Source organism: Streptomyces sp. NPDC093094 (assembly GCF_044754345.1).
Lineage (GTDB): Bacteria > Actinomycetota > Actinomycetes > Streptomycetales > Streptomycetaceae > Streptomyces.
In genome coordinates this window covers 360,424-385,717 of sequence record NZ_JBIVOX010000009.1, presented here as the reverse complement: position 1 = coordinate 385,717, position 25,294 = coordinate 360,424, and the positions used below count along the sequence as shown (strand labels likewise).

The 25,294-nt window shown below is 72.6% G+C and carries 26 protein-coding genes and 1 riboswitch; of the genes, 14 read left to right on the top strand and 12 right to left on the bottom strand.

What is annotated here, in order from left to right; genetic code table 11:
- Positions 1 to 86: 86 nt before the first annotated feature.
- From ACIQGV_RS21955 to ACIQGV_RS21940, 4 genes are all read left to right on the top strand, one after another.
- Positions 87 to 482 (top strand): hypothetical protein, encoded by a 396-nt coding sequence (locus tag ACIQGV_RS21955; protein WP_402496722.1) that lies wholly within the window; start codon positions 87 to 89, stop codon positions 480 to 482.
- 29 nt (positions 483 to 511) lie between these two features.
- Positions 512 to 1,054, top strand: a complete 543-nt coding sequence (locus ACIQGV_RS21950) for a thiol-disulfide oxidoreductase DCC family protein (protein WP_402496721.1) — start codon at positions 512 to 514, stop codon at positions 1,052 to 1,054.
- 29 nt (positions 1,055 to 1,083) lie between these two features.
- Positions 1,084 to 1,815 (top strand): TetR/AcrR family transcriptional regulator, encoded by a 732-nt coding sequence (locus ACIQGV_RS21945; RefSeq protein WP_402496720.1) that lies wholly within the window; start codon positions 1,084 to 1,086, stop codon positions 1,813 to 1,815.
- Positions 1,816 to 1,905: 90 nt separating this feature from the next.
- A complete protein-coding gene (locus ACIQGV_RS21940) occupies positions 1,906 to 2,505 on the top strand; it encodes a Uma2 family endonuclease (RefSeq protein ID WP_402496719.1) in 600 nt (199 codons plus the stop codon).
- A gap of 1 nt (position 2,506) precedes the next feature.
- Here the strand turns inward: ACIQGV_RS21940 and ACIQGV_RS21935 are convergent, their stop codons facing one another.
- On the bottom strand, positions 2,507 to 4,924 hold the full coding sequence (locus ACIQGV_RS21935; protein WP_402496796.1) for an MMPL family transporter: 2,418 nt from the start codon (positions 4,922 to 4,924) through the stop codon (positions 2,507 to 2,509).
- A gap of 178 nt (positions 4,925 to 5,102) precedes the next feature.
- Here ACIQGV_RS21935 and ACIQGV_RS21930 point away from each other — a divergent pair, with 178 nt between their 5' ends.
- Complete coding sequence (locus ACIQGV_RS21930; protein ID WP_402496718.1) at positions 5,103 to 5,792, top strand: response regulator transcription factor; 690 nt, start codon at positions 5,103 to 5,105, stop codon at positions 5,790 to 5,792.
- Between the two features lie 38 nt (positions 5,793 to 5,830).
- A complete protein-coding gene (locus ACIQGV_RS21925) occupies positions 5,831 to 7,240 on the top strand; it encodes an ATP-binding protein (RefSeq protein ID WP_402496717.1) in 1,410 nt (469 codons plus the stop codon).
- Positions 7,241 to 7,264: 24 nt separating this feature from the next.
- Here ACIQGV_RS21925 and ACIQGV_RS21920 read toward each other — a convergent pair whose 3' ends face one another.
- The 3 genes from ACIQGV_RS21920 to ACIQGV_RS21910 all read right to left on the bottom strand — a co-directional run bounded on the left by ACIQGV_RS21920 (position 7,265) and on the right by ACIQGV_RS21910 (position 10,646).
- Positions 7,265 to 8,806 carry an ABC transporter substrate-binding protein gene (locus ACIQGV_RS21920; protein WP_402496716.1) on the bottom strand — a complete coding sequence of 514 codons (1,542 nt, stop codon included), beginning with the start codon at positions 8,804 to 8,806 and terminating at the stop codon, positions 7,265 to 7,267.
- A 182-nt stretch (positions 8,807 to 8,988) separates the two neighbouring features.
- Positions 8,989 to 10,341, bottom strand: a complete 1,353-nt coding sequence (locus ACIQGV_RS21915) for a metallophosphoesterase (RefSeq protein ID WP_402496715.1) — start codon at positions 10,339 to 10,341, stop codon at positions 8,989 to 8,991.
- A 65-nt stretch (positions 10,342 to 10,406) separates the two neighbouring features.
- Positions 10,407 to 10,646, bottom strand: a complete 240-nt coding sequence (locus ACIQGV_RS21910) for an SCO4848 family membrane protein (protein ID WP_402496714.1) — start codon at positions 10,644 to 10,646, stop codon at positions 10,407 to 10,409.
- 91 nt (positions 10,647 to 10,737) lie between these two features.
- On the opposite strand from ACIQGV_RS21910, the gene ACIQGV_RS21905 reads away from it, so the two are divergent.
- On the top strand, positions 10,738 to 12,066 hold the full coding sequence (locus tag ACIQGV_RS21905; protein WP_402496713.1) for a D-alanyl-D-alanine carboxypeptidase family protein: 1,329 nt from the start codon (positions 10,738 to 10,740) through the stop codon (positions 12,064 to 12,066).
- A 133-nt stretch (positions 12,067 to 12,199) separates the two neighbouring features.
- Here the strand turns inward: ACIQGV_RS21905 and ACIQGV_RS21900 are convergent, their stop codons facing one another.
- Positions 12,200 to 13,129: a YihY/virulence factor BrkB family protein gene (locus ACIQGV_RS21900; RefSeq protein ID WP_402496712.1), complete on the bottom strand. Its 930-nt coding sequence runs from the start codon at positions 13,127 to 13,129 to the stop codon at positions 12,200 to 12,202.
- 173 nt (positions 13,130 to 13,302) lie between these two features.
- On the opposite strand from ACIQGV_RS21900, the gene ACIQGV_RS21895 reads away from it, so the two are divergent.
- Together ACIQGV_RS21895 and ACIQGV_RS21890 are read left to right on the top strand one after the other, a co-directional pair.
- A complete protein-coding gene (locus tag ACIQGV_RS21895; protein ID WP_402496711.1) occupies positions 13,303 to 13,434 on the top strand; it encodes a hypothetical protein in 132 nt (43 codons plus the stop codon).
- Positions 13,431 to 14,186: a decaprenylphospho-beta-D-erythro-pentofuranosid-2-ulose 2-reductase gene (locus ACIQGV_RS21890; RefSeq protein ID WP_402496710.1), complete on the top strand. Its 756-nt coding sequence runs from the start codon at positions 13,431 to 13,433 to the stop codon at positions 14,184 to 14,186. Before ACIQGV_RS21895 ends, ACIQGV_RS21890 begins: the two co-directional genes overlap by 4 nt.
- Positions 14,187 to 14,197: 11 nt before the next feature.
- Here ACIQGV_RS21890 and ACIQGV_RS21885 read toward each other — a convergent pair whose 3' ends face one another.
- On the bottom strand, positions 14,198 to 14,782 hold the full coding sequence (locus ACIQGV_RS21885) for a 2'-5' RNA ligase family protein (protein ID WP_402496709.1): 585 nt from the start codon (positions 14,780 to 14,782) through the stop codon (positions 14,198 to 14,200).
- A 182-nt stretch (positions 14,783 to 14,964) separates the two neighbouring features.
- Positions 14,965 to 15,978 carry a tryptophan--tRNA ligase gene (trpS, locus tag ACIQGV_RS21880; protein ID WP_402496708.1) on the bottom strand — a complete coding sequence of 338 codons (1,014 nt, stop codon included), beginning with the start codon at positions 15,976 to 15,978 and terminating at the stop codon, positions 14,965 to 14,967.
- Between the two features lie 89 nt (positions 15,979 to 16,067).
- Here trpS and ACIQGV_RS21875 point away from each other — a divergent pair, with 89 nt between their 5' ends.
- The 3 genes from ACIQGV_RS21875 to ACIQGV_RS21865 all read left to right on the top strand — a co-directional run bounded on the left by ACIQGV_RS21875 (position 16,068) and on the right by ACIQGV_RS21865 (position 18,414).
- On the top strand, positions 16,068 to 16,679 hold the full coding sequence (locus ACIQGV_RS21875; RefSeq protein WP_402496707.1) for an RNA polymerase sigma factor: 612 nt from the start codon (positions 16,068 to 16,070) through the stop codon (positions 16,677 to 16,679).
- A gap of 52 nt (positions 16,680 to 16,731) precedes the next feature.
- Positions 16,732 to 17,568, top strand: a complete 837-nt coding sequence (locus ACIQGV_RS21870) for a hypothetical protein (protein ID WP_402496795.1) — start codon at positions 16,732 to 16,734, stop codon at positions 17,566 to 17,568.
- A 102-nt stretch (positions 17,569 to 17,670) separates the two neighbouring features.
- Positions 17,671 to 18,414 carry a hypothetical protein gene (locus ACIQGV_RS21865; protein ID WP_402496706.1) on the top strand — a complete coding sequence of 248 codons (744 nt, stop codon included), beginning with the start codon at positions 17,671 to 17,673 and terminating at the stop codon, positions 18,412 to 18,414.
- Positions 18,415 to 18,452: 38 nt separating this feature from the next.
- Here the strand turns inward: ACIQGV_RS21865 and ACIQGV_RS21860 are convergent, their stop codons facing one another.
- The 4 genes from ACIQGV_RS21860 to ACIQGV_RS21845 form a co-directional block, all read right to left on the bottom strand.
- Positions 18,453 to 19,904 carry a glycine hydroxymethyltransferase gene (locus tag ACIQGV_RS21860; RefSeq protein ID WP_402496705.1) on the bottom strand — a complete coding sequence of 484 codons (1,452 nt, stop codon included), beginning with the start codon at positions 19,902 to 19,904 and terminating at the stop codon, positions 18,453 to 18,455.
- 34 nt (positions 19,905 to 19,938) lie between these two features.
- Positions 19,939 to 20,028, bottom strand: a riboswitch (ZMP/ZTP riboswitch).
- Between the two features lie 114 nt (positions 20,029 to 20,142).
- A complete protein-coding gene (locus ACIQGV_RS21855) occupies positions 20,143 to 21,327 on the bottom strand; it encodes a glutathionylspermidine synthase family protein (protein WP_402496704.1) in 1,185 nt (394 codons plus the stop codon).
- A gap of 103 nt (positions 21,328 to 21,430) precedes the next feature.
- Complete coding sequence (locus ACIQGV_RS21850; RefSeq protein WP_402496703.1) at positions 21,431 to 21,787, bottom strand: hypothetical protein; 357 nt, start codon at positions 21,785 to 21,787, stop codon at positions 21,431 to 21,433.
- 42 nt (positions 21,788 to 21,829) lie between these two features.
- Complete coding sequence (locus tag ACIQGV_RS21845; RefSeq protein ID WP_402496702.1) at positions 21,830 to 23,227, bottom strand: PLP-dependent aminotransferase family protein; 1,398 nt, start codon at positions 23,225 to 23,227, stop codon at positions 21,830 to 21,832.
- An 80-nt stretch (positions 23,228 to 23,307) separates the two neighbouring features.
- Here ACIQGV_RS21845 and ACIQGV_RS21840 point away from each other — a divergent pair, with 80 nt between their 5' ends.
- Positions 23,308 to 23,817, top strand: a complete 510-nt coding sequence (locus ACIQGV_RS21840) for a carboxymuconolactone decarboxylase family protein (RefSeq protein ID WP_402496794.1) — start codon at positions 23,308 to 23,310, stop codon at positions 23,815 to 23,817.
- Positions 23,814 to 24,260 carry a carboxymuconolactone decarboxylase family protein gene (locus ACIQGV_RS21835; protein WP_402496701.1) on the top strand — a complete coding sequence of 149 codons (447 nt, stop codon included), beginning with the start codon at positions 23,814 to 23,816 and terminating at the stop codon, positions 24,258 to 24,260. Before ACIQGV_RS21840 ends, ACIQGV_RS21835 begins: the two co-directional genes overlap by 4 nt.
- 79 nt (positions 24,261 to 24,339) lie before the next feature.
- Here ACIQGV_RS21835 and ACIQGV_RS21830 read toward each other — a convergent pair whose 3' ends face one another.
- The gene (locus ACIQGV_RS21830; protein WP_402496700.1) at positions 24,340 to 25,293 is read right to left on the bottom strand and encodes an ABC transporter substrate-binding protein; all 954 of its coding nucleotides are present in this window, start codon (positions 25,291 to 25,293) and stop codon (positions 24,340 to 24,342) included.
- Position 25,294 lies beyond the last annotated feature (1 nt).

Below are 25,294 nucleotides of genomic sequence, written 5' to 3'. Positions count from 1 at the left end.
TCCGCGCCATTGCATTGAACGCGTTCAAAACCAGGTCTACAGTCATGCCTGTCAGCACTTTGAACGCGTTCAAGAAGGGGGAGGCCATGGATCGCGCGGTTGTCACGTACACCATCTACCTGGCCATCAGCATCGCGCTCACCGTCTGGGTGGCCCGCACACTGAGCCGTAACGGGCGCGTCTTCCTCGCCGACGTGCTGCGCGGGAACGAGGAGCTCGCCGACGCCGTCAACCGCCTGCTGGTGGTCGGCTTCTACCTGGTCAACCTCGGCCTGGTCGCCCTGTTCACCACCCCCAGCGGGGACGTCTCCACCGACGCCGGCATGTTCGAGAACCTGTCGGCCAAGCTCGGGGTGGTGCTGCTGGTACTGGGCATGATGCACCTGGGCAACGTCTACCTCCTCAACCGCATCCGGCGCCGGAGCCGGATGGAGCGCGAGCAGGTGCCGCCGGTCGAGCCTCAGGGCTGGGCCGAGACGTGAAGGCCGACGCCACGGAGCCGGGCGGGGGCGTGAGCGCGGACGCCGAAGCGCCGGGGAAGGGCGCACGCGCCGATGAGGCCACCAGGCACCGGGACCCCTCACGCGTCCCGGTCCGCCGGCTCACCGTCCTCTACGACGCCGAGTGCGCGCTGTGCGCCCATGTGCGCGACTGGCTGGGCCGTCAGCGGCAGTTGGTGCCGCTGGAGCTGGTCCCGGCCGGGTCCGACGAGGCCCGCGCCCGCTTCCCCGGCCTCGACCACGCCGCCACCCTCGACGACATCACCGCCGTGGGGGACGCCGGCCAGATCTACCGGGGCGCCGCCGCCTGGGTGGTCGTCCTGTGGGCCCTGCGCGAGCATCGGCCCCTCGCCCACCGGCTGAGCACGCCGGCCGGGATGCGGCTGGCCAGGGGAGCGGCGCTGGCGGCGGCGAGGTGGCGCGACGGGCAGTGGGGCCGGAGCCAGGAGGGCGAGCCGGTGTACCGGAGGGCGGACGGATGGTCGTACGACCCGACGAGAGGCTGGAGTCACAGTCCGCCGGGGTGCGAGGGCGGGACCTGCCCGCCTCGGTGACGCCCCCGCCCGCTGGTTAGGCTCGCCCCGTGCCCCCGAAGAACACCGGCCCCGAGCCCAGCAAGTCCGAGCAGACCCGCGCGCTGATCCTGGAGACGGCCATGCGGCTGTTCCAGGAACGCGGCTACGACAAGACGACCATGCGGGCCATCGCCCAGGAGGCCGGTGTCTCCGTCGGCAACGCCTACTACTACTTCGAGGGCAAGGAGCACCTGATCCAGGGCTTCTACGACCGGATCGCGGCCGAGCACCAGGCGGCGGTCCGGGAGGTCCTGTCCCGCGAGACGGAGCTGGAGGCGCGGCTCGCGGGCGTGCTGAAGGCGTGGCTGGACGTGGCCACGCCGTACCACGAGTTCGCCGTGCAGTTCTTCAAGAACGCCGCCGACCCCGACAGCCCGCTCAGCCCCTTCTCCCCCGAGTCGGAGCACGCCCGTCTGGAGGCGATCAGCGTCCACCGCGAGGTGCTCGCGGGTGCGACGAGGACCAAGGTCCCGGACGAACTGCGCGACATCCTGCCCGAGTTGCTGTGGCTGTCCCAGATGGGCCTCGTCCTGTACTGGATCTTCGACCGCACCGAGGGCCGGGAACGCAGCTACCGTCTGGCCGAGCGCGGCGCCCGCCTCACCGCCCGCGGCGTGTCCCTCGCCCGCTTCCGTGTGCTGCGGCCGCTGGTGCGCGAGATCCACGAGCTGTTCACGGACTTCCTGCCGGGGATGACACGGGTGATGCCGGATCCCGCCGTCAAGGGGCGGGACGAGTGATCACTTCCGGGTGACGCGGCCGGAACGGGGCGCCTGGCCGACGGCCTGCCTACGATGATGCTCTCGACACCAGCCCACAGGAGGCACGTGATGTCCGCAGCATCCGTCGAGCGGCCCCATGGCGACCGTCCGCTGACCGCGGAGGCGAACCGGCTCATGGACCGCAATCCGGGGTACCGCGTCGAGATCATCGGAGGCAAGATCCTCGTGACCCCGCCACCGGACGGCCCCCACAGCGAGGCATTGATGGACCTCGCACTGCTCTTCGGCGCAGCAGGTCTGCACAGCACCGAGACCAGGGTGCTCCCAGGCGTCGGCGTCTGGCTGCCGACCGGTCCCGAGGACTACGCGATCCCCGACCTCGCCCTGGTCGACGCCGACTACCGGGACCACTGCGTCGAGAACAACTGCTACGACCCCGTCTGCTTCCGTCTGGTCCTGGAAGTCACCTCCACCAACTGGAAGACCGACCTGCGCGACAAGGTGAGGGCGTACGCGAGCGCCAAGCTTCCGGTCTACGTCGTCGTCGACCGGAAGCATCAGCGTCTGCACGTCCTGACCGACCCCGCCGGGGACGACTACGAGAACCACCGCCCGTACTCCCCCGGCGAGTCCGTCACCCTGCCCAGGTCCATCGGCGCCGACGTCACCCTGGACGTCAAGGACGTCCTGAAAGCAGGCCGGCCGTAGGCTAGTTGACCGCGTCCACCTCGTCCTCCGCCACCAGCTCCACGTCGTGCACCAGCGGCCCCTCCGCCACGACCACATGGCGGGCCCGGGAGCCCAGGCCCGTCGCCGTCGCGGCCAGCAGATACGTGCCCGGCGCCGGGACGGCCACGATGTACGAGCCGTCCGCGAGGGCCGTGACCCGGTCCAGCTGACGGCCGCCGCGGGAGAGCAGCGTCACCGCGGCGCCGTCCACCGGCTCCCCTTCGGCCGTGCGGATGTAGCCGTGGATCACCGAGGCCCCGCCCTCCCCCGCAGGGTCCTGCCCGGCGGCGGGCTGCGGCTCGGCCGCCTCCACCGCCAGGTGCGGGAGCCGCTTCTCCAGCCCGGCCGGCAGCCACCAGTTGGCCTTGCCCAGCAGATGCATCACCGCCGGCACCAGGGCCGTGCGCAGGACGAACGCGTCCAGGGCGACCGCCGCCGCGAGGCCGATGCCCGCCATCGCGCCCTCCATGTCGCCGCTCAGCACGAACGCGCTGAACACACAGATCATGATCAGGGCCGCGCAGTTGATGACCCGGCTGGTCTCCGCGAGACCGACCCGCACCGCACGCGCGTTGTCCTCGGTCCGCACCCACTCCTCGTGCATCCGGCTGACCAGGAACACCTGGTAGTCCATCGACAGCCCGAACAGCAGCGACAGCATGATCACCGGCAGGAACGCCGTGATCGGGCCCTCCTTGCCGATGCCGAGCAGCTCCGTGCCCCAGCCCCACTGGAAGATCGCCACCAGGACGCCGAAGGACGCGGCGGCCGCGATCAGGTTCATCAGGGCGGCCGTCAGCGGGACCAGCAGCGAGCGGAAGGCGACCATCAGGAGCAGGAAGCCGAGGGCGATGATCGTGGCGATGAAGTACGGCAGCCGGTCGCCCGTGACCTGCGCGAAGTCCTTGAAGACCGCGGTCACTCCGCCCACATGGGCCTCGGCCCCGGACCGCGGGACGACGTCGTCGCGCAGCCGGTCGATCAGTTCGTCGGTCGCCTTCGACTGCGGTGACGTCGTCGGCACCACCTGGATGACGGTGACCCCGTTCGCCGGCGGGAGCGCGGCCACCTGCGCGACGCCCTCGGCGGCCCGGATGCCGGGGACCAGGGACGCGGGGACGGTGCCCTCGACGACGACCTGGAGCGGGCCGTTCACGCCCGGCCCGAACCCCTCGGCGAGCAGGTCGTACGCCTGCCGGGTGGTCTGGGACTCCTGGTGGTTGCCCTGGTCGGTGGCGCCGAGACGGAGCGAGAGGACCGGCAGCGCGAGGACGGCCATGACGGCCACCGCCAGCACCGCGATCGTCCGCGGCCGCTTCTGCACGGTCACCGACCAGCGCGCCGCGAGGCCGCTCGCCTCCTCCGGCTCCGGACCCGCCGCGGCCAGCCGGCGCCGCTGCCGGCGGCTGAGCACCCGCATGCCCAGCACCCCGAGCAGGGCCGGCAGCAGGGTGATCGCGGCCAGGACGCTGAGCACCACGGTCAGCGAGGTCGCGACGACCACACCGTCCAGGAAGCGCAGGTTCATCACCAGCATGCCGGCCAGCGCGATGCACACCGTGCCGCCGGCGAACAGCACCGCCCGGCCGGAGGTGTTCAGCGCGGTCGCCACCGAGTCCTCCGGGTCGCCGCCGCGCAGGATGCCGCGCCGGTGCCGGGTCACGATGAACAGGGCGTAGTCGATGCCGACGCCGAGACCGATCAGCGACCCCAGCAGCGGCGCCACTTCGGGCACGTCGGTGACATGGCTCAGCAGCATCGTGCCGATCATGCCGATGCCGACGCCGAAGACCGCCACGACGATCGGCAGCAGCATCGCGAACAGCGAGCCGAAGGCCAGGAAGAGCACGACCGCCGCCGCGACGATGCCGACCAGTTCGGCGGTGCCCTGCGGGGGCTCCTGGGTGCGGGCGATCGCCTGGCCGCCCAGCTCCACCTGGAGTCCGTCACGGCCGGCCGCCTGCGCGGTGTCGACGACGTCCTCGATCAGCTCCTTGGGAACCGCGTTCGCCTGCTCGGTGAAGGTGATCTGCGCGTACGCGATCCGCCCGTCCCGGCTGATCTGCGCGGCGCCCGCCTCACCGGTGTAGGGGCCGGCGACCTCGCCCACCCCGTCCATCCGCGCGATCTCCGCCAGCGCGGGCTCGATCCGGGAGCGGACGGCCTCGTCCCGCACCGATCCCCCGTCCGTCTTCCACACCACGGTGTCGGTGTCCCCCGCGCGCTCCGGGAACGCCTTCTCCATCAGGTCGTAGGCCCGCTTGGAGTCGGTGTCGGGCAGGGAGAACACGTTCGCGTAGTCCGTCCCCGCCGCCGACCCGGCGAACCCCAGGCCGAACAGCGTCCCCACCCACAGCAACAGGACCACCAGCCGGTGCCGGTAGCACCACCGTGCCAATGCCGCCACGATCAAAGCCCCTTCGTCGTCGCTCTCGTCGAATCCGGTCGGTCCCCCAGGTCCAGGGCAACAGGATCGGCGGGGCGCACGCGCACGGACACCGCGTCCGGGCGACTCTCAAGGAACTCCAAGGCGGACCCCCGGCGTCCGGGGGACGGGGCACGCCGATACTGGGGGCATGACGACGGCCCCTGGCACCGTGCTGGTCGTGGAGGACGAGGAGAGCATCGCCGACGTCCTCGCCATCGCCCTGCGCTACCACCGTTTCGAGGTGATGACCGCCTCCACCGTCCGTGAGGCGCTCGCGCTGGCCGAGCGCACCCGGCCGGACGCGGCGCTGCTCGACGTGATGCTCCCGGACGGCGACGGCCGGGCCCTGGGCCGCGAACTGCGCTCCCGGCGGCCCGAGCTGGCGCTGGTGTTCCTCACCGCGCGGGACGCCCCCGCGGAGATCGTCGGCGCCCTCGGCTTCGGCGACGACTACATCACCAAACCCTTCGACATCGACGTGGTCGTCGCCCGGGTCACCGCCGTGCTGCGCCGCACCCGCCCCGCCGACGTGCTGCCGCAGCGTCCGCCGCTGCGCTACGGCGATCTGGAGCTGGACGAGACGACGTACTCGGTGCGCCGTGCGGGCCGCACGGTCGAGCTGACGCCCACCGAGTACGCGCTGCTGCGGTTCCTGGTGCGCAACGGCGGCCGGATCGTGCCCAAGGACCAGCTGCTGCGGCACGTGTGGCAGTACGAGCACACCCCGCAGGAGTCGACGGTCGTGGAGACCTACATCAGCTATCTGCGGCGCAAGCTGGACGTGCTGGGCGCGCCGGTGATCACCACCCGGCGCGGGGTCGGGTACGGGCTCGCGTGAGGCGGCGCGGGAGCGGGCGGGGTCTGCACTCGCTGCGGGTGCAGCTGACCGTGGCGACGGTGGTGCTGCTGTCCCTGGGCATCGCCGTGGCGACCGGGGTGAGCCTGATGGCGGCACGGTTCTATCTGCTCGACAAGGTCGACACCGAGCTGAAGGCGTCCCGCACGTCGCTCGGCACGGCCGGGTTCACGCTGCGGCAGATCGAGTCGCTGAGCGAACTCGGCATCGCCCTGGACAAGTTCGGCGCCGGCTCCCCCGCCGGCTCGCTGCCCGGCCCCTCGGTGCTGTACGTCGCCGTGGGCGCGCGCGGCGAGCCGGTCGACCTCGGCCCGCTGAAGCCGACCCCCCGGCAGCGGGCCCTGGCCGCGGCCGTGGGCGACCCGGTCGCGCTGGCCGCCGAGGAGGACCCGCGGGACGTCGAGGTCGAGGGCGAGCCGTACCGCATGGTGGGTGCCCGGCTGTCGGACGGCACCGTGATCCTGATCGGCACCTCCACCGGGGCGCTGCACGAGGGCATGGGCAAGGCGCTGCGGCTCGACCTGGCCTTCGGCACGCTGCTGCTGGCGGTGCTGGCCTGCGTGACGATGCTCAGCGTGATGCGCCGGATGCGGCCGCTGGAGGACATGGTGGAGACGTCGTCGGCGATCGCCGAGGGCGACCTGACCGCGCGGGTGCCCTCCAGCCGGCATCCCACCCAGGAGGTCGAGCAGCTGCGGCTCGCCCTCAACTCCATGCTCCATCAGGTGGAGGCGGCCCACCGCACCCGCGAGCGCAGCACGGCCCAGCTGCGCCGGTTCGTCGCGGACGCCTCGCACGAGCTGCGCACGCCGCTCTCGGCGATCCGCGGCTATCTCCAGCTGTACGACAAGGGCATGCTCCAGGACCCGGTGGAGCGCCGGCGGGCCTGGGAGCGGGTGCTGGCCGAGACCGACCGGATGGGGCGGCTGGTCGACGAGCTGCTCACCCTGGCCCGGCTGGACCAGCGGCCCGAACTGCGGCTGCGCAACGTCGATCTGAGCCGGCTGGTGCGCGAGGCGGCCGACGATCTGCGGGTGCAGCAGCCGGAGCGGCCGGTCGTGGTGGACGCGACGGGTGCCCTGCTGGTGCGGGCCGACGAGTCGGGGCTGCGCCAGGTGCTGGGCAATCTGCTGGGCAACGTACGGGTGCACACGCCCGCCGGGGTGGCGGTGCGGCTGGGGGTGGAGCGCGCCGGCGGGGTCGTACGGCTCCGTGTCGCCGACGAGGGGCCGGGGCTCGCCGAGGACGACGCGGCCCGTGTCTTCGACCGTTTCTTCCGGACGGGCGGCGGCGCGGGCAGCGGGCTCGGCCTGGCGATCGTCCAGGGTGTCGTACGGGCCCACGGCGGCGACGTCGCGGTGCGCACGGCACCCGGCGAGGGGCTGGCCGTGACGGTCACCCTGCCGGCCCGGCCGCCCTCGGCGGAGTAGCCCCCGAGGGCGGGACGAGGGGGGTCAGATCCAGGTCAGGCGCCACAGGCGGAAGACGCCCGTGCCGTCGGACAGGTACTGCCCGCCGCCGACGTCGACGCTCGCCACGACGTACTCCTTGCCCTGCCAGAGCGGGATGACCGGCACGTCCTCGGCGATCGTCTGCTGGAGGTCCTTGAAGTCGTCGGCGGCCCGGCCGCGATCGGCGTGGCGTTGGCTGGCCTGCACCAGCGCGTCGACGTCCTTGCTGGCGTAGCCGGTGTTCATGGTGCCGTCGCTACCGACGAGGGGGGCGCCGAAGGTGTCCGCGTCGGGGTAGTCGGCGACCCAGCCGACCGCGTACGCGTCGAGCTGTCCGCCCGCCCAGCGCTTCTGGAAGTCGGTCCACTCGTAGCCCTTGAGCGTCACCTGGAACAGGCCGTCCTTCTCCAGCTGCCGCTCGATCGCCTTCGCCTCGGCCTCGGCTGCGCCGCGTCCCTCGCCGTAGCCGTAGGTGAAGCGGACCGGGAGCTGCACCCCGGCCTCGGCGAGCAGGGCGCGGGCCTTGGCGGCGCTCTGCTCGGGGTAGGTGTCGAAGAAGGACGTGGTGTGGCCGACGATGCCGGCCGGGATCAGCGAGTAGAGCGGGTCGACCGTGCCGTCGTAGACGTTGACGGCGAGGTCCTCGCGGCTGATCAGCCAGGCCATGGCCTGCCGGACGCGGACGTCGTGCAGGGGCTTGCCCGCCCGGGTGTTGAGGTAGAGGTTGCGGGTCTCGGAGCCGTCCGCCTCGGACACCCGGATGCCCGGGTCGCTGGCGGAGAGGCCGGAGAGGACCTTCGGCGGCAGCTGGCGGGCGGCCACGTCGATCCGCTTGCGCCTCCATGCCTGGTCCAGCGCCTCGGAGTCCTTGAAGTAGCGCAGCTCGACGGCTCGGCCGGTGCCCTTGACGGCGCCGCGGTAGTCCCCGTTGGGGATGAGGACCGCGCTGCTGTCCTTGCTGTACGACGACAGCTCGTACGGTCCCGTCCCGTCGACGCCGTCGCCCTCGCGCAGCTCGTCCTCGGGGTACTTGCTGCTGTCGACGATCGCGCCGGCTCCGGTGGCCACCTTGAACGGGAAGGTGGCGTCGGCCGAGGACAGGTGGAAGGTGACCTCCAGGTCCTGCGCGTCCACGGACTTCAGCGTGGTGAACAGCGAGGCGGGGCCGACCTTCGAGTTGATCCTCAGGACCCGGTCGAAGGAGAACTTCACGTCCTCGGCGGTCATCGAGCGCCCGCTGGGGAACTTCAGTCCCTCGCGCAGCTCGCAGCGGTAGGTGCGCAGATCCGTCCCGGCGAAGTCGCAGCTCTCCGCGGCGTCCGGGACGGGTACGGCGCCGCCCGGCTCGAAAGTGAGCAGTGACTGGAAGACGTTGCTGAACAACGCCCACGAACCGGCGTCGTAGGCACCGGCCGGGTCGAGCGAGGTCACCGCGTCCGTCGTGCCGACGGCGATGGCGTCGTCCCTGCCGTCCTGCGCCGGCAGCAGCTGCCAGCCCCCCACTCCCACGACCGCCGCAACCAGCAACGACACAAGAATCCGCATGCGAACCGAGCGCACCGGTGCCCCTCCCCAGGCAGCACGAAGGCCACCTCCCCAGTGGCCGAGCTCAATCAACCACACGGGCCTGAGCGGGGGGAAGAGCCGCCTGGGAAGTTGAGGAAGAAATTATCGAGAGTCGTTACAGGAACGTGTCACAGGCTGTTCTCGGCCAAGCTGCGGCGTCCTCATGCCTGCTTCGAAGCCAGCTGGACCACCGTGATGTCCGAGGGTGCGCCCACCCGGGTCGGCGGCCCCCAGGCGCCCGCGCCGCGGGAGACGTACAGCTGTGTGTCGCCGTAGCGCTCCAGGCCGGCCAGCGTCGGGTTCGCGGCCTCGGCGATGAGGTTGCCGGGGAAGAGCTGACCGCCGTGGGTGTGGCCGGAGAGCTGGAAGTCGACACCGTGCTCGACGGCGTCGTGGATCTGCACCGGCTGGTGGGCGAGGAGCACGGCCGTGCGGGTGCGGTCGCGGTCGCCCAGGGCGCGCGCGAAGTCGGGCCCCTGGCCCTCGCTCTCGCCCGCGATGTCGTTGACACCCGCGAGGTCGAAGTACGGCAGCTCGGTGCGGGCGTTCTCCAGCGGGCGCAGGCCGAGCCGCCGCACCTCCTCGATCCACTGCCCGGCGCCGGAGAAGTACTCGTGGTTTCCGGTGACGAAGTACGCGCCGTGGCGCGCTTCGAGCCCGGCGAGGGGGGCCGCGGCCGGACCGAGGTTCTCGACACTGCCGTCGACGAGGTCGCCGACCACGGCGATCAGGTCCGGCTGGGTGGAGTTGATGGTGTCGACGACCTTCTGGGCGAACCCGCGGCCGAGCACGGGGCTCAGATGGATGTCGCTGACGACCGCGATCCGGAAGCCGTGCGCGGCCCGCGGCAGCTTCGCCAGCGGCACGGTGATCCGCTTCACGCCGGGGCCGCGCAGTACACCGTAGGTGCCGTAGCCGACCGTCCCCACGGCGGCCGCGGCGGCGGCTCCGGCGACGACACGGGAGACGAACAGCCGGCGCGAGAGGGCGGACCCTGCGGGCCCATCGGAGGCGGATCCTTCGGAGGCGGGCCCATCGGAGGCGGGCTCCTCGGAGGCGGTCGCCGGCCCCGCCGTGGACCCGGGCTCGGACCCGGGCTCGGTCGTGCGGGGCGGGGCGCCGATCCGCGCCGGCTGGGGTTCCGTGCGCGGTGCGGCGGCGGACGCCGGGGCGGGGTCCGCCACCGGGCCGGCGACGGACCCGCGGCGCTCCAGGAAGCGCCGCAGCAGCGGCCGTACGGCCTCACCGACGACCACGGCCAGCAGCAGGTATATCGACAGCGCCATCCACAGGAAACCCGGCCAGGCCAGGACGCGCTGGAGCCAGAACGGTGCCTCGGTGCGCTCGGCGACCAGCGCGCCGATGCACAGCGCCCAGCCGCCCGCGACGAGCACCGCGCCCGCCCGGCGGACCCAGCCGGGGCCTGCGGTGGTGTCCCGGAACAGACGCCGCCACAGGTACCAGTTGGCGGCGACCATGACGCCGAGTGCGAGCAGTGCGAAGACGATGACCACGCTGTCGTGTCCTGATCCGGTAGTCGGTGCGAAGGGGGCGCCCGCCGTCTCGGCGGCGGCCGCCGCTATGACGTGTGGCGCAGTGCGCGCAGACCGCGCAACCCGATGCCCCCGACGACCGTCCCCAATACGAAGGAGACGACGGCCAGCAGCAGGTGCACCCAGAAGTACGCCGTCGGGTCGCCGTCCTCGAAGGCGAGCCCGCTGCCGTCCTTGACCAGGTTCTTGACGAAAGTGATCCAGATGATCCAGCTCCACACCCCGAAAGCGAGCAGGAACCAGGAGACGGGGCGGCTGAGTTTCATGCCTCCAGTATCACCGCGGGGTGACCTGTTCCTCGGCCGGGGTGGGGAGGGGGGCGGGGACCCGTCTTACCGTGCATGTACTTTCTCGGTCGTGCCCGCAACCGAGAAGAGCGTGCGGCGATCCCTGCTGATCGCTTCTGCCACCCTGCTGTCCGTGTCGCTGACCGCGCCCGCCGCCGTGGCCGCCCCGACCCCGTCGCCGAGCGTCTCGGCGAGCCCGTCGGCCACTCCCCCGGCGGACATGTCGACCGTCGGCGGGGCACGGCTCGGGCTGCCCGGCACCCAGGTCGAGCTGGCGCCCGGTGTCCCGGTGCTGCCCAAGGGCCTCACCGCGCGGTCGTGGATCGTGGCGGACGCGGAGTCCGGCCAGGTGCTCGCGGCGCACAACGCGCACTGGCGGCTGGCTCCCGCGAGCACCCTGAAGATGCTGTTCGCGGACACGCTGCTGCCGAAGTTCCCGCGCACCGAACGGCACAAGGTGGTGCCCTCCGACCTCGCGGACGTCGGCTCCGGCTCCAGCATGGTCGGCATAAAGGAGGACGAGACCTACACCGTCCACGATCTGTGGCTCGGCGTCTTCCTGCGCTCCGGCAACGACGCCGTGCATGTGCTGTCCGCGATGAACGGCGGTGTGAAGGCGACCGTCGACGCCATGAACCGGCACGCCGAGGAGCTCCAGGCCCTCGACACGAACGTCATCACCCCGGACGGCTACGACGCCGCGGGGCAGGTGTCCTCCGCGTACGACCTGACGCTGTTCGCCCGCTCGGGGCTCCAGAAGAAGGACTTCCGGGAGTACTGCTCGACCCTGCGGGCCCAGTTCCCCGGCGAGACGAAGAAGAACAAGAAGGGCAAGCGGGTCCGCGAGTCCTTCGAGATCCAGAACACCAACCGGCTGCTGTCCGGCGACTACGACATCTCCCAGTACCAGGGCATCGCGGGCGTCAAGAACGGCAACACCACCAACGCGGGCGCCACCTTCACCGGTGTCGCCGAGCGCGGCGGCAAGGTGCTGCTGGTCACGGTGATGAACCCGCAGAAGGAGGACCACAACGAGGTCTACAAGGAGACCGCGCGGCTTCTCGACTGGGGCTTCAGGGCGGCCGGCAAGGTGACGCCGGTCGGCGAGCTCGTGCCGCCGAAGGGCGCGGCGGGGGCCGGCGCCCAGCCCGGCGCCGACGCCTCCGGCAAGGCGGGCGGCTCGGGTGCGGGCTCCGGCAGGGACTCGGGGTCCGGCGCCGGTTCGGGCTCCGGTTCCGGTTCCGGTTCCGGTTCCGGTTCCGGGCAGCAGGCGGCCGTCGGCGCGGGCGGCAGCGGCTCCGGTGTCGGTGTCGCCCTGGGGATCACCGGCGGTGTGCTGGCCCTGCTGGCGGCCGGAGTCTTCCTGGTCAACCGCCGCTGGCCCCTGCGCCGCCGCTGACCGCCGGCCCCTGCGCCGCCACGGGCCGCCGACCGACGGCCACCGACCACCGACCACCGACCACCGACCGACGGCCACCGGCCACCGGCCGTCTCCGCCCGGACGAGGAGGCTCCCGCCGCCGGCCGGCCCGGTCAGCCTCCGGCGGGAGCCGGCCTGCTCGGTGCGGGGCCTTCGGGCCGGCCGGCCTGCTCGGCATCCTCCCCGGTCTCCCTCTCCTCGCTCTGCGTCGCCGTCCACGCGGCGCAGAACAGCACCAGTTTCGAGGTGAAGTTGATCCACAGCAGCAGGGCGACGGGGACGCCGAAGGCGCCGTACATGCTCTTCGCGGCGACGCCCTGGATGTAGCCGCTGAGCAGCAGCTTCAGCAGTTCGAACCCGACCGCGCCGATCAGCGCGGCGACCAGCAGACGGCGTCGGGACGGCTCCACGCCCGGCAGCAGGGTGAGGACGTAGAGCAGGAGCAGGAAGTTCGCCAGGACCGCGACGGCGAACGCGGCCAGGTGCAGCAGGATGCTGCCGATGCCGCCCTTCTGGATGCCGAGCTGGTCCACGATCCAGCCCACCAGCGCGGAGGCGACCGTGGACGCCGCCAGCGTCGCCAGCACGGCCCCGCCGAGGCCGACCAGCACCCCGGCGTCCTTGCCCTTGCGCAGCAGGGGGTTCTCCTCCCCGTCCGGGAGCTCCCACACCGTGCGCAGACAGTCCCGCATCTGGCCGACCCAGTCGATACCGGTCAGCAGCAGAAGGACACCCGCGATGAGACCGACCGTGCCGGCGTTGTCGACCAGGCCGCTGATGTTCAGCTGGTCGGCGATGCCCGGCACCTGCTCGGCCAGCTTGTCCTCCAGTTCCTGCTGGCCCTCCTCGCCGAGTGCCGCCGCGGCGATCGCGGCGGCCACGGTGAGCAGCGGGAACAGCGCGATGAAACTGATGAACGTCATCGCGGCCGCCAGCCGCGTCCACTTCACCCGGTCCAGCCGCTCGTACGACCGCCAGGCGTGTGTCGTCGTCAGCCAGGTGAACGCCGGTCCGACGACGGGAAGCTTCTTCAGCCAGTCCATGATCCGACTCTGCCCTCCCCGGGGACGCCCGATGTGCGACCGGCGTGCGAGTACCCCGAGACGGCGTAGAAGTGCTCCGGCATCGCTCCGCGATATACCACTAATCGTCCATTTCGGGCATAAAGCGGATGTTCCTCAACTCATCTCTCCTCCACGGCGATACGGTCACCGACATGCCTGCCGAGACCGTCCTCGTCACGGACCGGCGCCGCGCCGCTCCCACCGCCGCCCGGCCGACCCGCGCGGGGTGTCCGTGTCCGGCCCGTCCCGCCGTCCGGCCCTCCAGCCGTCAGGAGCTGTCGTGAAGGACGCCTCCGGCCTGCCCCGGTCGCTCCTCGTCCTCGGCGGGACGTCGGAGATCGCGCTGGCCACCGCCCGCCGTCTGATCGCCCGCCGCACCCGCACCGTATGGCTCGCCGGACGTCCCTCCGCCGCTCTGGAACAGGCCGCGGACGGTCTGCGCGCGCTCGGCGCGGACGCCCGCACGGTCGCCTTCGACGCGCTCGACCCCGACAGCCACGAGACCGCCCTCGGCAAGGTCTTCGCCGAGGGCGGCGTCGACATGGTGCTGCTCGCCTTCGGCGTCCCCGGCGACCAGGCCCGCGACGAGCGCGAACCCGCCGGCGCGGTGCGCGTCGCGCAGACCAACTACACCGGCGCCGTCTCGGCCGGACTGATCGCCGCCCTCGCCCTGCAGAGCCAGGGCCACGGCTCCCTGGTCGTGCTGTCCTCGGCCGCCGCGGAACGCGCCCGCCGCGCCGACTTCATCTACGCCTCCGGCAAGGCCGGTCTCGACGCCTTCACCCAGGGCCTGGGCGACGCCCTGCACGGCACCGGCGTGCACGTCATGGTCGTACGGCCCGGGTCCGTGCGGACGAGGACGGCCGCCGGGCTCGCCGCCGCCCCGTCGGGCACCACCCCCGAGGAGGTCGCGAAGGCCGTCGAACTGGGGCTGCGGCGGCGCTCGGAGATCGTGTGGGTGCCCGGTGCGCTGCGTGCGGTGACGACGGTGCTGCGGCACCTGCCCCGCCCGCTGTTCCGCCGGCTGCCGCTGTAGCCGGGCAGTGCCTAGTGGGCCGGCAGGGGGCCCTGCTCCACGGAGGACGCCGTGGCCTGCGGCGGCACCACGGAACCCCCGAAGTGGTAGTCGCGCAGCTTGCGCCACACCCCGTCGGGGCCCTGCTCGTAGAGGGCGAAGCCGGTGCAGGACCAGGTGGCCTCGTAGTCCGCGAGCTCCTCGAACGCGCGGTCCATCGCCGCCTCGTCGATGCCGTGCGCCACGGTCACGTGCGGGTGGTACGGGAACTGCAGGTCGCGTGCGACCGGCCCGCGGGCGTCGCGCACCTGCGACTGGAGCCGGGCGCAGTCCTCCGCGCCCTCGACGACCTTGACGAAGACCACCGGGGACAGCGGACGGAACGTGCCCGTGCCGGACAGCCGCATCGGGAAGGGCCGCCCGGCCGCGGCGACGAGCGTCAGATGCGACTCGACGGCCGGCAGCTCACCGGCCCCCAGCTCGGTCGGCGGCAGCAGTGTGACGTGTGTCGGGATGCCGTGAGCCGCGGCGTCGCCGAAGCCCGTGCGCCGCTCCTGGAGCTGGCTGCCGTGGGGCTCCGGGACCGCGATCGACACACCGATCGTTACGGTCCCCACGTCGTCTCCTGTCGTCGTGTCGGCTGCTGGTCCCGGCCGGCCGGGCGGATGCCCGGACTGTCCGGCTATCGACTGTACGGCCACGGCCGTGCTCCGGGCAGGCGCAGCCGAAGTGATGTGCAGCGCTCTGCCCGGTCGTACGGTCGCACGGATGTGCGGGGGTGCGCCCCCCTGTGTCCGGCTCAGTGCTTGGCCGGCAGGAAGCCCACCCGGTCGTAGGCATGCGCCAGCGTCTCCGCCGCGACGGCACGCGCCTTCTCCGCGCCCTTGGCCAGGATCGAGTCGAGCGTCTCCGGGTCGTCCAGGTAGCTCTGGGTCCGCTCCCGGAAGGGCGTCACGAAGTCGACCACGACCTCGGCGAGGTCCGTCTTGAGCGCACCGTAGCCCTTGCCCGCGTACTTCTCCTCCAGTTCGGCGATTCCCGTACCCGTGAGGGTCGAGTAGATCGTCAGGAGGTTGCTCACACCCGGCTTGGCCTCGGCGTCGTAGCGGATCACCGTGTCGGTGTCGGTGACCGCGCTCTTGACCTTCTTGGCGGTGGCCTTCGGCTCGTCGAGCAGGTTGATGAGGCCCTTCGGCGTGGACGCCGACTTGCTCATCTTGATCGCCGGGTCCTGGAGGTCGTAGATCTTCGCCGTCTCCCTGAGGATGTACGGCTTGGGGGTCGTGAAGGTCTGGCCGAAGCGGCCGTTGAACCGCTCGGCGAGGTCGCGGGTCAGCTCGATGTGCTGGCGCTGGTCCTCGCCGACCGGGACCTCGTTGGCCTGGTAGAGCAGGATGTCGGCGACCTGGAGGACGGGGTACGTGAACAGGCCGACCGACGCCCGGTCGGCGCCCTGCCTGGCGGCCTTGTCCTTGAACTGGGTCATGCGGGACGCCTCGCCGAAGCCGGTCAGGCAGTTCATGATCCAGGCGAGCTGGGCGTGCTCGGGCACGTGGCTCTGGACGAACAGGGTGCAGCGCTCGGGGTCGAGTCCGGCCGCGAGCAGCTGGGCGGCGGCGAGCCGGGTGTTGGCCCGCAGCTCCTCGGGGTCCTGCGGGACGGTGATCGCATGCAGGTCCACGACCATGTAGAACGCGTCGTGGGTCTCCTGCAGCGCCACCCACTGGCGGACGGCACCGAGGTAGTTGCCGAGGTGGAACGAGCCTGACGTGGGCTGGATTCCGGAGAGCACGCGAGGTCGGTCAGAGGCCATGCCCACCATTCTCTCAGGTCGCGGGGCGCGGTCGGGAACCGGTGGGAAACAGGTGGGAACCGATCCGTCGACGGCGGTGTACCAAGAATGTGAGAACGCGGGAGGGGGGCCGCATCGTCGATGAGGCCGTGGTGATCGCACGGGTGCGCGCCGGGGAGCCGGAGGCGTACGCGGAGCTGGTGCGCGCCCACACGGGCATCGCGCTGCGCGCGGCCGCGGCGCTCGGAGCCGGTGCGGACGCGGAGGACGTGGTGCAGCAGGCGTTCGTCAAGGCGTACTGCGCGCTGGGCCGGTTCCGCGACGGCGCGGCGTTCAAGCCGTGGCTGCTGTCGATCGTCGCCAATGAGACGAGGAACACAGTGCGGACGGCGGCCCGGCAGCGCACGCTCGCCGGCCGTGAGGCGGCCCTCACGGAAGCCGTGCCGCTGATACCGGAGTCGGCGGACCCCGCGGCCGCCACGCTGGAGAGCGAGCGGCGGGCGGCCCTGCTGGCCGCGCTGGAGAAGCTGAGCGAGGAGCACCGTCTGGTCGTCACCTACCGCTATCTGCTGGAGATGGACGAGTCGGAGACGGCCCAGGCGCTGGGCTGGCCGCGCGGCACGGTGAAGTCCCGGCTGGCCCGCGCCCTGCGCAAGCTGGGCCGGCTGCTGCCGGACTTCCGGCCCCGGGAGGACGGGAGAGGGGGTGCGGGGCGTGAGTGACGGGCGCGATGCGTACAAGGGCTATGAGGGCTACGAGGGCGGGGAGCGGGGCGTGCCCGGCGGGCGGACCCCCGGTTCCGGCGGGAGCGGTCCGCGGGCCGGCGCCTCCCGGCTGCCCGAGGAGCTGCGGGACCTGGGCCGGTCGCTGGAGCCGGCCGGGGCGGAGTCGATGGCCGAGCGGGTGCTGGCGCAGATCCTCGCCGAGCGGCTGCCGGTGCCGGTGGCCGAGCCGCCGGGGCCGGTGGCACGGGCGCGGGCGGTGCGCCGCTGGACCCGGGCGCGGTGGAGGCCGCTGACGGCGGCGCTGTGCGGACTGCTGACCGTGCTGGCGCTGACGCCGCCGGTGCGGGCCGCGGTGCTGGACTGGTTCGACTTCGCGGGCGTGGAGGTGCGGTACGACCCGTCGGCGTCGCCCGCTCCCGGTGGTGAGGTGCCCGGCTGTGCGCGGCCGGTGCCGCTGCGGGAGGCCGTGCGGCGGGCGGGCTTCGAGCCGCTGGTGCCCGAGGCGCTGGGTGAGCCGGACGCGGTGTCGGTGAGCAGGGGGCCGCAGCGGCGGTTCCTGGTGTCGCTGTGCTGGCGGGTGGACGGCCGGGTGATCCGGCTGGACGAGTTCCCGGCGCGTCTGGACGTGGGCTTCGCCAAGACGGTGCCGCAGCAGTCGGTGGAGTGGCTGCGGGTGGGCGGGGACCCGGCGGTGTGGTTCCCGCGGGCCCATCTGCTGGAGTTCTGGCTGGAGGACGACCGCGGCCGGTTCACGCGCCGGGAGCGGACCTCGGGTCCCACACTGCTGTGGAGCCGGGGCGGCGAACTGACCCTGCGGCTGGAGGGTATGGCCTCACGGGAGCGGGCGGTGGAGATCGCCGGGTCGCCGGGACCGGCCCCGAAATAGCCGGGCGGAGAAGGGAACCCGGCCGGGCCGGGCGGTGTACCAGAAGTGACAGGCGGCCCGGGGTCGGGTCGCGCGGGCATCGGCCGGCTGGTGGGGGTTCGGATGGGAGTGCGTGGAGGCGAGGGCGGCTGCCGGGAGGGGCTCTCCCGGCTCGCGGCGCTGATGTGGGTCTCGGCGATGGCGCTGGGCCTGCTGCTCGGGGTCGCCCCGGCGGCGACGGCGGGTGGTCTGACGAGCGTGCTGGTGGTGTCGCCGGCGAGCGGGGAGACCGCGTCGCTGTACTACTCGGACAGACGGTACGGAGTGCTGGAGCGCCTGCTGGGCACGCCCGGCGAGGGCCGGGCGGCCAAGCCTCCCGAGGCGGACCTGGTCCGGTCCCGGCAGATCAATGTGACCTGGCTGGCCCATGACATCTCCCCCGTCCGGGTCGACCGGATCCACCTGGGGTCGAAGAGCCCGGACGTCTGGATCCACACCTCGGCGACACCACCCGAATGGAACGGCACCTGGCATCGCTCGCTGCAACCGGACGTTCTGCGGACGCTGCTGGACGAGCTGGGCGTCATGGGACAGGACGTCGACCCGGAGCAGGCCGGGACGGTGCCTGCGGCCGGTGACGACACCCGCTGGGAGAACGGACCGACGGCGAAGGCGGCCGGCCGGCGGACGACCGGGGCCGGCACCGCCCCGTGGTCCGACGGCTCCGGCTGGTGGTGGACACTGCCGGGCCTGGGGGCCGGCATCGCCCTCGGATACGGCGGAGCACTGCTGATACGCCGCGCGGCGGCCCGGCACGAGTCCGGACCGCCGCGGGAAGAGCCCAGGCAGGAGCTGATCGATCTCTGAGCCGCGCCTTTCGCGGCCCTGCCTGCGAGGGGGTGAGGTCAGCCGAGGTCGACCTCGGGGTACAGCGGGAAGCCGGCCACGAGGTCGGTTGCGCGGTGGGCGATCTCCTCGGAGACCTTCGCGTCCAGGACGTGAGATGCCTTGGAGGGGGCTCCGGACTTGGTGGTCCCGGGCTCGGTGGCGGTGAGGACGCGGTCGATGAGACCGGCCACCTCGTCCATCTCGGCGGTGCCGAGGCCCCGGGTGGTCAGCGCCGGGGTGCCGATGCGGATGCCGGAGGTGTACCAGGCGCCGTTGGGGTCGGCCGGGATGGCGTTGCGGTTGGTGACGATGCCGGAGTCGAGCAGGGCCTGCTCGGCCTGGCGGCCGGTGAGGCCGTAGGAGGTGGCGACGTCGATCAGGTTGAGGTGGTTGTCGGTGCCGCCGGTGACCAGGGTGGCGTCGCGCCGCATCAGGCCCTCGGCGAGGGCACGGGAGTTGTCGACGATGCGCTGGGCGTAGTCGCGGAAGGAGGGCTGACGGGCCTCGGCCAGGGCGACCGCCTTGGCGGCCATGACGTGCGGCAGCGGGCCGCCGAGGACCATCGGGCAGCCGCGGTCGACCTGGTCCTTGAGGGAGTCGTCGCACAGGACCATGCCGCCGCGGGGGCCGCGCAGCGACTTGTGGGTCGTGGTGGTGACGATCTGGGCGTGCGGGACCGGGTCGAAGTCGCCGGTGAGGACCTTGCCGGCGACGAGACCGGCGAAGTGGGCCATGTCCACCATCAGGGTCGCCCCGACCTCGTCGGCGATCTCGCGCATGAGGCGGAAGTTCACCAGACGGGGGTAGGCGGAGTAACCGGCGACGATGATCAGCGGCTTGAACTCGCGGGCCTGGGCGCGCAGGGCCTCGTAGTCGATGAGCCCGGTGGTGGGGTCGGTGCCGTAGGAACGCTGGTCGAACATCTTGCCGGAGATGTTCGGGCGGAAGCCGTGGGTGAGGTGGCCGCCGGCGTCCAGGGACATGCCGAGCATGCGCTGGTTGCCGAATGCCTGGCGCAGCTCGGCCCAGTCGGCCTCGCTGAGGTCGTTGACCTGGCGGACGCCGGTCTTCTCCAGGAAGGGCACCTCGACGCGGTCGGCGAGGACGGCCCAGAAGGCGACGAGGTTGGCGTCGATGCCGGAGTGCGGCTGGACGTAGGCGTGCCGGGCGCCGAAGAGTTCGCGGGCGTGTTCGGCGGCGAGGGCCTCGACGGTGTCGACGTTGCGGCAGCCGGCGTAGAAGCGGCGGCCGACGGTGCCCTCGGCGTACTTGTCGCTGAACCAGTTGCCCATGGCGAGCAGGGTCGCCGGGGAGGCGTAGTTCTCGGAGGCGATCAGCTTGAGCATCTCGCGCTGGTCGTGGACCTCCTGGCCGATGGCGTCGGCGACCCGGGGCTCCACGGCGCGGATCACGTCGAGGGCGGCGCGGAAAGCGGTGGACTCGGTCGAGAGGGGCTGCTGCTCTGGCATGACGGCCTCCGGGCGGCGTGTGCGTTCACGGTTCACGGGTGGCCCAGGCGCACGGCACTGATCATCACGCGGGCCGCTCCCCGATGGTCGGTCCCATCCCAGCGCGCCAGTCACGGCCCGCCGCCAGCCTACCGGGCGTCCGTGAGCCCGCCGCGCTGACGTCCACCATGCGGGCTAGTCCCCCGGTGTCCTCCGAGCCGGGAAGGGGGCGGGGCACGGGCGTTCGTGCCCGGGGCGGTCAGAGAATCACATGCGGCAGGAAGCGGGCGTACTCGTCCGTGATCAGGCCGGCGGACTCGCGCAGGCCGAGACCGGCGGCCCCGCCGTCGACGACCCAGGCGCCGAGGACGACATGGTTGCCGTCGAAAGCGGGGAGCGGGGCCAACTCCTGGTAACAGCAGGGTTCTTCACGCAGGGGGGCCGGGGAGCCGGGTTCGTGGACGGTGACACCGGCGCCCTCGCGGCCGAGGAGGGGTTTGGCGACGTAGCCGGTCGTCCGGGCCAGGTCGCGGGGGCCGTCCAGGTAGGCCGGGAGGAGGTTGGGGTGACCGGGGTGGAGCTCCCAGAGGACGGCGAGGAGGGCCTTGTTGCTGAGGAGCATCTTCCAGGCCGGTTCGATCCACAGGGTGGAGCCGGTGCCGCCGCCGTTGTCGAGGGTGTCCAGGACATGAGGGGCGAAGCGGTCGGTGATGAGCCACTCCCAGGGGTAGAGCTTGAAGACGCTGCGGATGAACTTCAGGCGCCTGTCGACGAAGCGGCCGGAGAGAGGGTCCCAGCCGATGTCCTCCATGGAGATCCAGTCGGTGTCCAGGCCGGCCTGTTCGGCGGTCTCCTTGAGGTAGGCGACGGTCATCAGGTCCTCGCCGAGCTCGTCGGCGCCGGAGTGCGCGAAGTACAGGGGACTGCCCGGCGGGAGCAGAGCGGCCTGTCTCCTCCAGGCGGCGACCAGACGCTCGTGGAGGGAGTTCCACTGGTCGGCGCCAGGGAAACGTTCCTCCATCCAGAACCACTGGGGACTCGCGGCCTCCACCAGCGAGGTGGGGGTGTCGGCGTTGTACTCCAGCAGCTTCGCGGGGCCGGTTCCGTCGTAGCGGAGGTCGAAACGGCCGTAGACGGAGGGGAGTTCGGCGCGGCGGTGCCATGCCTCGGTGACGGCGCCGACGAGGCGCGGGTCCGTGATGCCGAGGTCGGCGAGGCGGCCCTCGGCCACGAGGTGACCGGCGGCGTCGAGGCACATGCGGTGGAGTTCCTCGACGACCTCCTCCAGCGCCTCGACCTCCTCCAGGGAGAAGACGTAGCAGGCGCTCTCGTCCCAGTAGGGGCGCAGGGAGTTGTCGGGGTGGCGGGTCAGGGGGTAGATCAGCCCCTGCTCCTCGACGGTGCGCTGCCAGCCGGGGCGGGGGGCGAGGGTACGGCGTTCCATGGTGTGTGCGTCCGGGAGAGGGGGCTCGCGTCGGGTGAAGGGGCCGGGCCGGGAAGGGGCCCGGGCCGGGAGGAGAGCGGGCCGGAAAGGGGGCCCGGGCGGGTCAGCCGCCGCCGCTGCCGGAGCCCGAGCAGCCGAAGCCGCCCCGGTCGACGGCCTCGCTGCGGCTGAAGGTGCCGTGGTCGGCGTAGCGGCCGTCGACCTCGGCGTCGTAGTACCAGGCGGCGTCGGACGAGCCGGACCTGCGGCTGCTGCCGCCCTTCGCGGACGACGAACCGGAGGAGCCCGATGCGCAGCCGCTGTCGGCGACGATCTTGTAGCCGTTGAGGTGGTCGTAGCTGTCGCGGTCCACACAGCGGCGGTCGGGCTCGGACCCGCAGGAGGTGAGGGCCGCGGCCACGACGCCCATGCTTCCGAGGACGACCGTGCTGGAGCGCAGCCTTCTGCGTGCCTCTGCCATGTCCGGTGTCTCCCCGAGCGTTCGATCGTGTGCGCGGACACCCTACGGGAGGGCCGCGCACAGCGCGTCGAGGGTCCCGGCCCAGGCGTGGTCGGGCGGGGTGCCGTAGCCGATCACGAGGGCGTCGGGGGACGCGGGGGAACCGGCGGGGGCGTCGGGGTGGCGGTAGCGGGACAGGCCGTGGACGGCGAGACCGTGCCAGGCGGCCGCGCGCACGACGGACTGCTCGGTGCCGGGCGGCAGCCGCAGGACGGCGTGCAGTCCGGCCGCGATACCGGTGACGGTCACGTCGGGCGCGCGTTCGGCGAGGGCGGCGACCAGCGCGTCCCGGCGTCTGCGGTAGCGCAGACGGGCGGCGCGCAGATGGCGGTCGTAGGCGCCGGAGGCCATGAACTCGGCGAGGGTGAGCTGTTCCATGACACCGGTGGAGCGGGCACCGCCCAGCGCCGTGACCTCGTTCACCAGCGGCCGCGGCAGCACCAGCCAGCCCAGACGCAGTCCGGGGGCGAGCGACTTGCTGGCGGTGCCGAGGTAGGCGACCCGGTCGGGGTCGAGGTCCTGGAGCGCGCCGACGGGCTGACGGCGGTCGTAGCGGAACTCCCCGTCGTAGTCGTCCTCCAGGATCAGTCCGCCGGTGCGGCGGGCCCAGTCGACCAGGGCGGCACGGCGGTCGGGGCGCAGGGCGAGGCCCATGGGGAACTGGTGGGCGGGGGTGAGCAGGACCGCGCCCTCGGTGCCGAGGCCGTCGACGACGGTGCCGTGGGTGTCGAGCGGCAGCGGGACGGTGCTCAGGCCGGCGCGTTCGACGAGGTCCCAGTGGCTGTCGAGGCCGTAGGACTCCACGGCCAGGGAGGGCAGGCCCCGTCGCCGCAGGACCTCCGCCAGCAGCCGCAGCCCCTGGGCGAAACCGGAGCAGACGACGATCCGGTCGGGGTCGGCGCGTACCCCGCGGGCCCGGGCGAGATACCCGGCGAGCGCGGTGCGCAGTTCGACGCGGCCGCGGGGGTCGCCGTAGCCGAAGGCGTCGTGGGGGGCGGCGGCCAGCGCGCGGCGGGTGGCCCGCAGCCAGGCGGCGCGGGGGAAGGAGGCGAGGTCGGGGGTGCCGGGCTTGAGGTCGTAGCGGGGCCGGCCGGGCACCCGGTCGGGCCGGGCCGGGGCGGCGGGCGCCGGCGGTGCCGCGCGGTCGGCGACGCGGGTGCCGGAGCCCTGCCGGGCGGTGAGCCAGCCCTCGGCGACCAGGTCGGCGTAGGCGTCGGCGACGGTGTTGCGGGCGAGGCCCAGGTCGCCTGCGAGGGCGCGGGAGGACGGCAGCCGGGTGCCCGGGGCCAGCCGGCCGGTGCGCACGGCCTCACGCAGGGCGTCGGTCAGACCGCGCCGCAGGCCCGGCCCGGCGGGGTCGAGGTGCAGGTCGATGCCGAAAGTGGCCCAAGATCTCGCCATGGAACTGGACCATACTCCTGGGACGCCTTGCTCCTAGGGTCGAGGACATGACGACGAACGCGAGCACGGTGAACACCGGCATGGTGAACACCGGCACGGTGAACAGCGGCGATGTGTACGCCCCCGAGGAGCCGGCCCGGATGCAGTGGGCCCAGCACGTCCCCGAGGTCTACAAGGCGATGGCACGCCTCGACGCGGCCGCCCGGCAGGGCATGGACGCCCGGCTGTACGAGCTGGTGAAGATCCGCGCCTCGCAGGTCAACCACTGTGCCCTGTGCATCGACATGCACTCCAAGGACGCGCTCGCGGCGGGCGAGAGCGTCGAGCGGATCGTGCAGCTCAGCGCGTGGGAGGAGTCGCGGCACTTCTACACCGAACGGGAGCTGGCGGCGCTGGAGCTGACCGAGGCGGTGACGGTGCTGACGGACGGCTTCGTGCCCGACGCGGTGTACGAGCGGGCCGCCGCGCAGTTCGAGGAGGCGGAGCTGGCGCAGCTGGTGGCCGTGATCGCGACGATCAACGCGTGGAACCGGTTCGGGGTGACCTTCCGTATGACGCCGGGCCACTACCACGCGGGGACGGCCGGGTGACCGCCCGGTCCACGCTGCTGGACGACGGTGTGCGTGCGGCGATGCAGTCGCTGAGCGCGGCCGCCGAGCGGGGTCTGGGCGACCCGGAGCTCGCCGAGCTGGTCCAGATCCGCGCCTCGCAGCTGAACCGCTGCGCGTTCTGTCTCGACCTGCATCTGGGGATCGCGCGCAGACACGGGGTGGATGAGCGCCGGCTGGATCTGCTGGCCTCCTGGGAGGAGGCCGGGGAGGTCTTCGGGGAACGCGAGCGGGCCGCGCTGGCGCTGACCGAGGCGGTCACGGTGCTCACCGGCGGCTTCGTGCCCGACGCGGTGTACGAGCGGGCCGCCGCGCACTTCGACGACGTCTCGCTCGCCCACCTCGTCGCGCTGATCACCGTCGTCAACAGCTGGAACCGGCTGATGGTGACCCGTCGCATCCCCGCGGGCAGCGCCGAGTGGTGACCGGCGGGGCGGCGCAGGCCCGCGGTCCTCGGGGCGGAGCCGCCCCGAGGCCGTCCGGGCCGCGCCGGTCCGGTGGCCGTCAGGGCAGCCAGGCCCGCCATGTCTCCCGGTGGCCGTCGACCCACTTCTTCGCGGCCTCCTCGGGGGTGAGGCGCTGGTCGGCGATCATCAGGGAGACCTCGTTCTGGTCCTGCGTGGTCCACCGGAACCTCTTCAGGAAGGCGGCCGCCTCACCGCCGTCGCGGGCGAAGTCCGCGTTGAGGTACTTCTGCAGCGGGGTGTGCGGGTAGGCGCAGGCGACCTTGTCCGGGTCGGCGTCGCAGCCCTCCTTGTACGCGGGCAGCCTCACCTCGGTCATGGGGACCTTCTCGAACAGCCACTGGGGCGCGTACCAGTAGGTGAGGAACGGCTTCCGCTCCTTGGCGAACTGCTGGATCTGGGTGATCTGGGCGGCCTCCGAACCGGCGAACACCACCTGGTAGTCCAGGTCCAGGTTCTCCACCAGCGCCTTGTCGTTGGTGACGTAGGACGGTGAGCCGTCCAGGAGCTGGCCCTTGCCGCCGCTCTCGGGGGTGCGCATCTGCGCGGCGTACTTGTCGAGGTTGCGCCAGTCCTTGACGTCGGGGTGCCGCTCGGCGAAGTACGTCGGCACGAACCAGCCGATGTGCCCGGTGACGCCGAGGCCGCCGCCGGGGGCGATGGTCTTCTTGTCCCGCACATGGCGCTGTTCCTGCTCGGGGTGGCCCCAGTCCTCCAGGAGGGCGTCGACGCGGCCCTGGCTGAGGGCGTCCCAGGCGGGCACCTCGTCGACCTGGACGGTGTCGACGCGGTAGCCCAGCTCGTGCTCCAGCAGGTACCGGGCGACGGCCACGTTGGCCTGGGCGCCGACCCAGGACTGCACGGACAGGGTCACGGTCTTCGCGCCCCGGGCGCCCGCGAAGGGCGATGCCTGCCGGGTCATGTCGGCGGCGCCGCAGCCGGTGAGCAGCAGCAGCGCGCCTGCGGCGGCGCAGACGGTGGTACGGGTACGCATG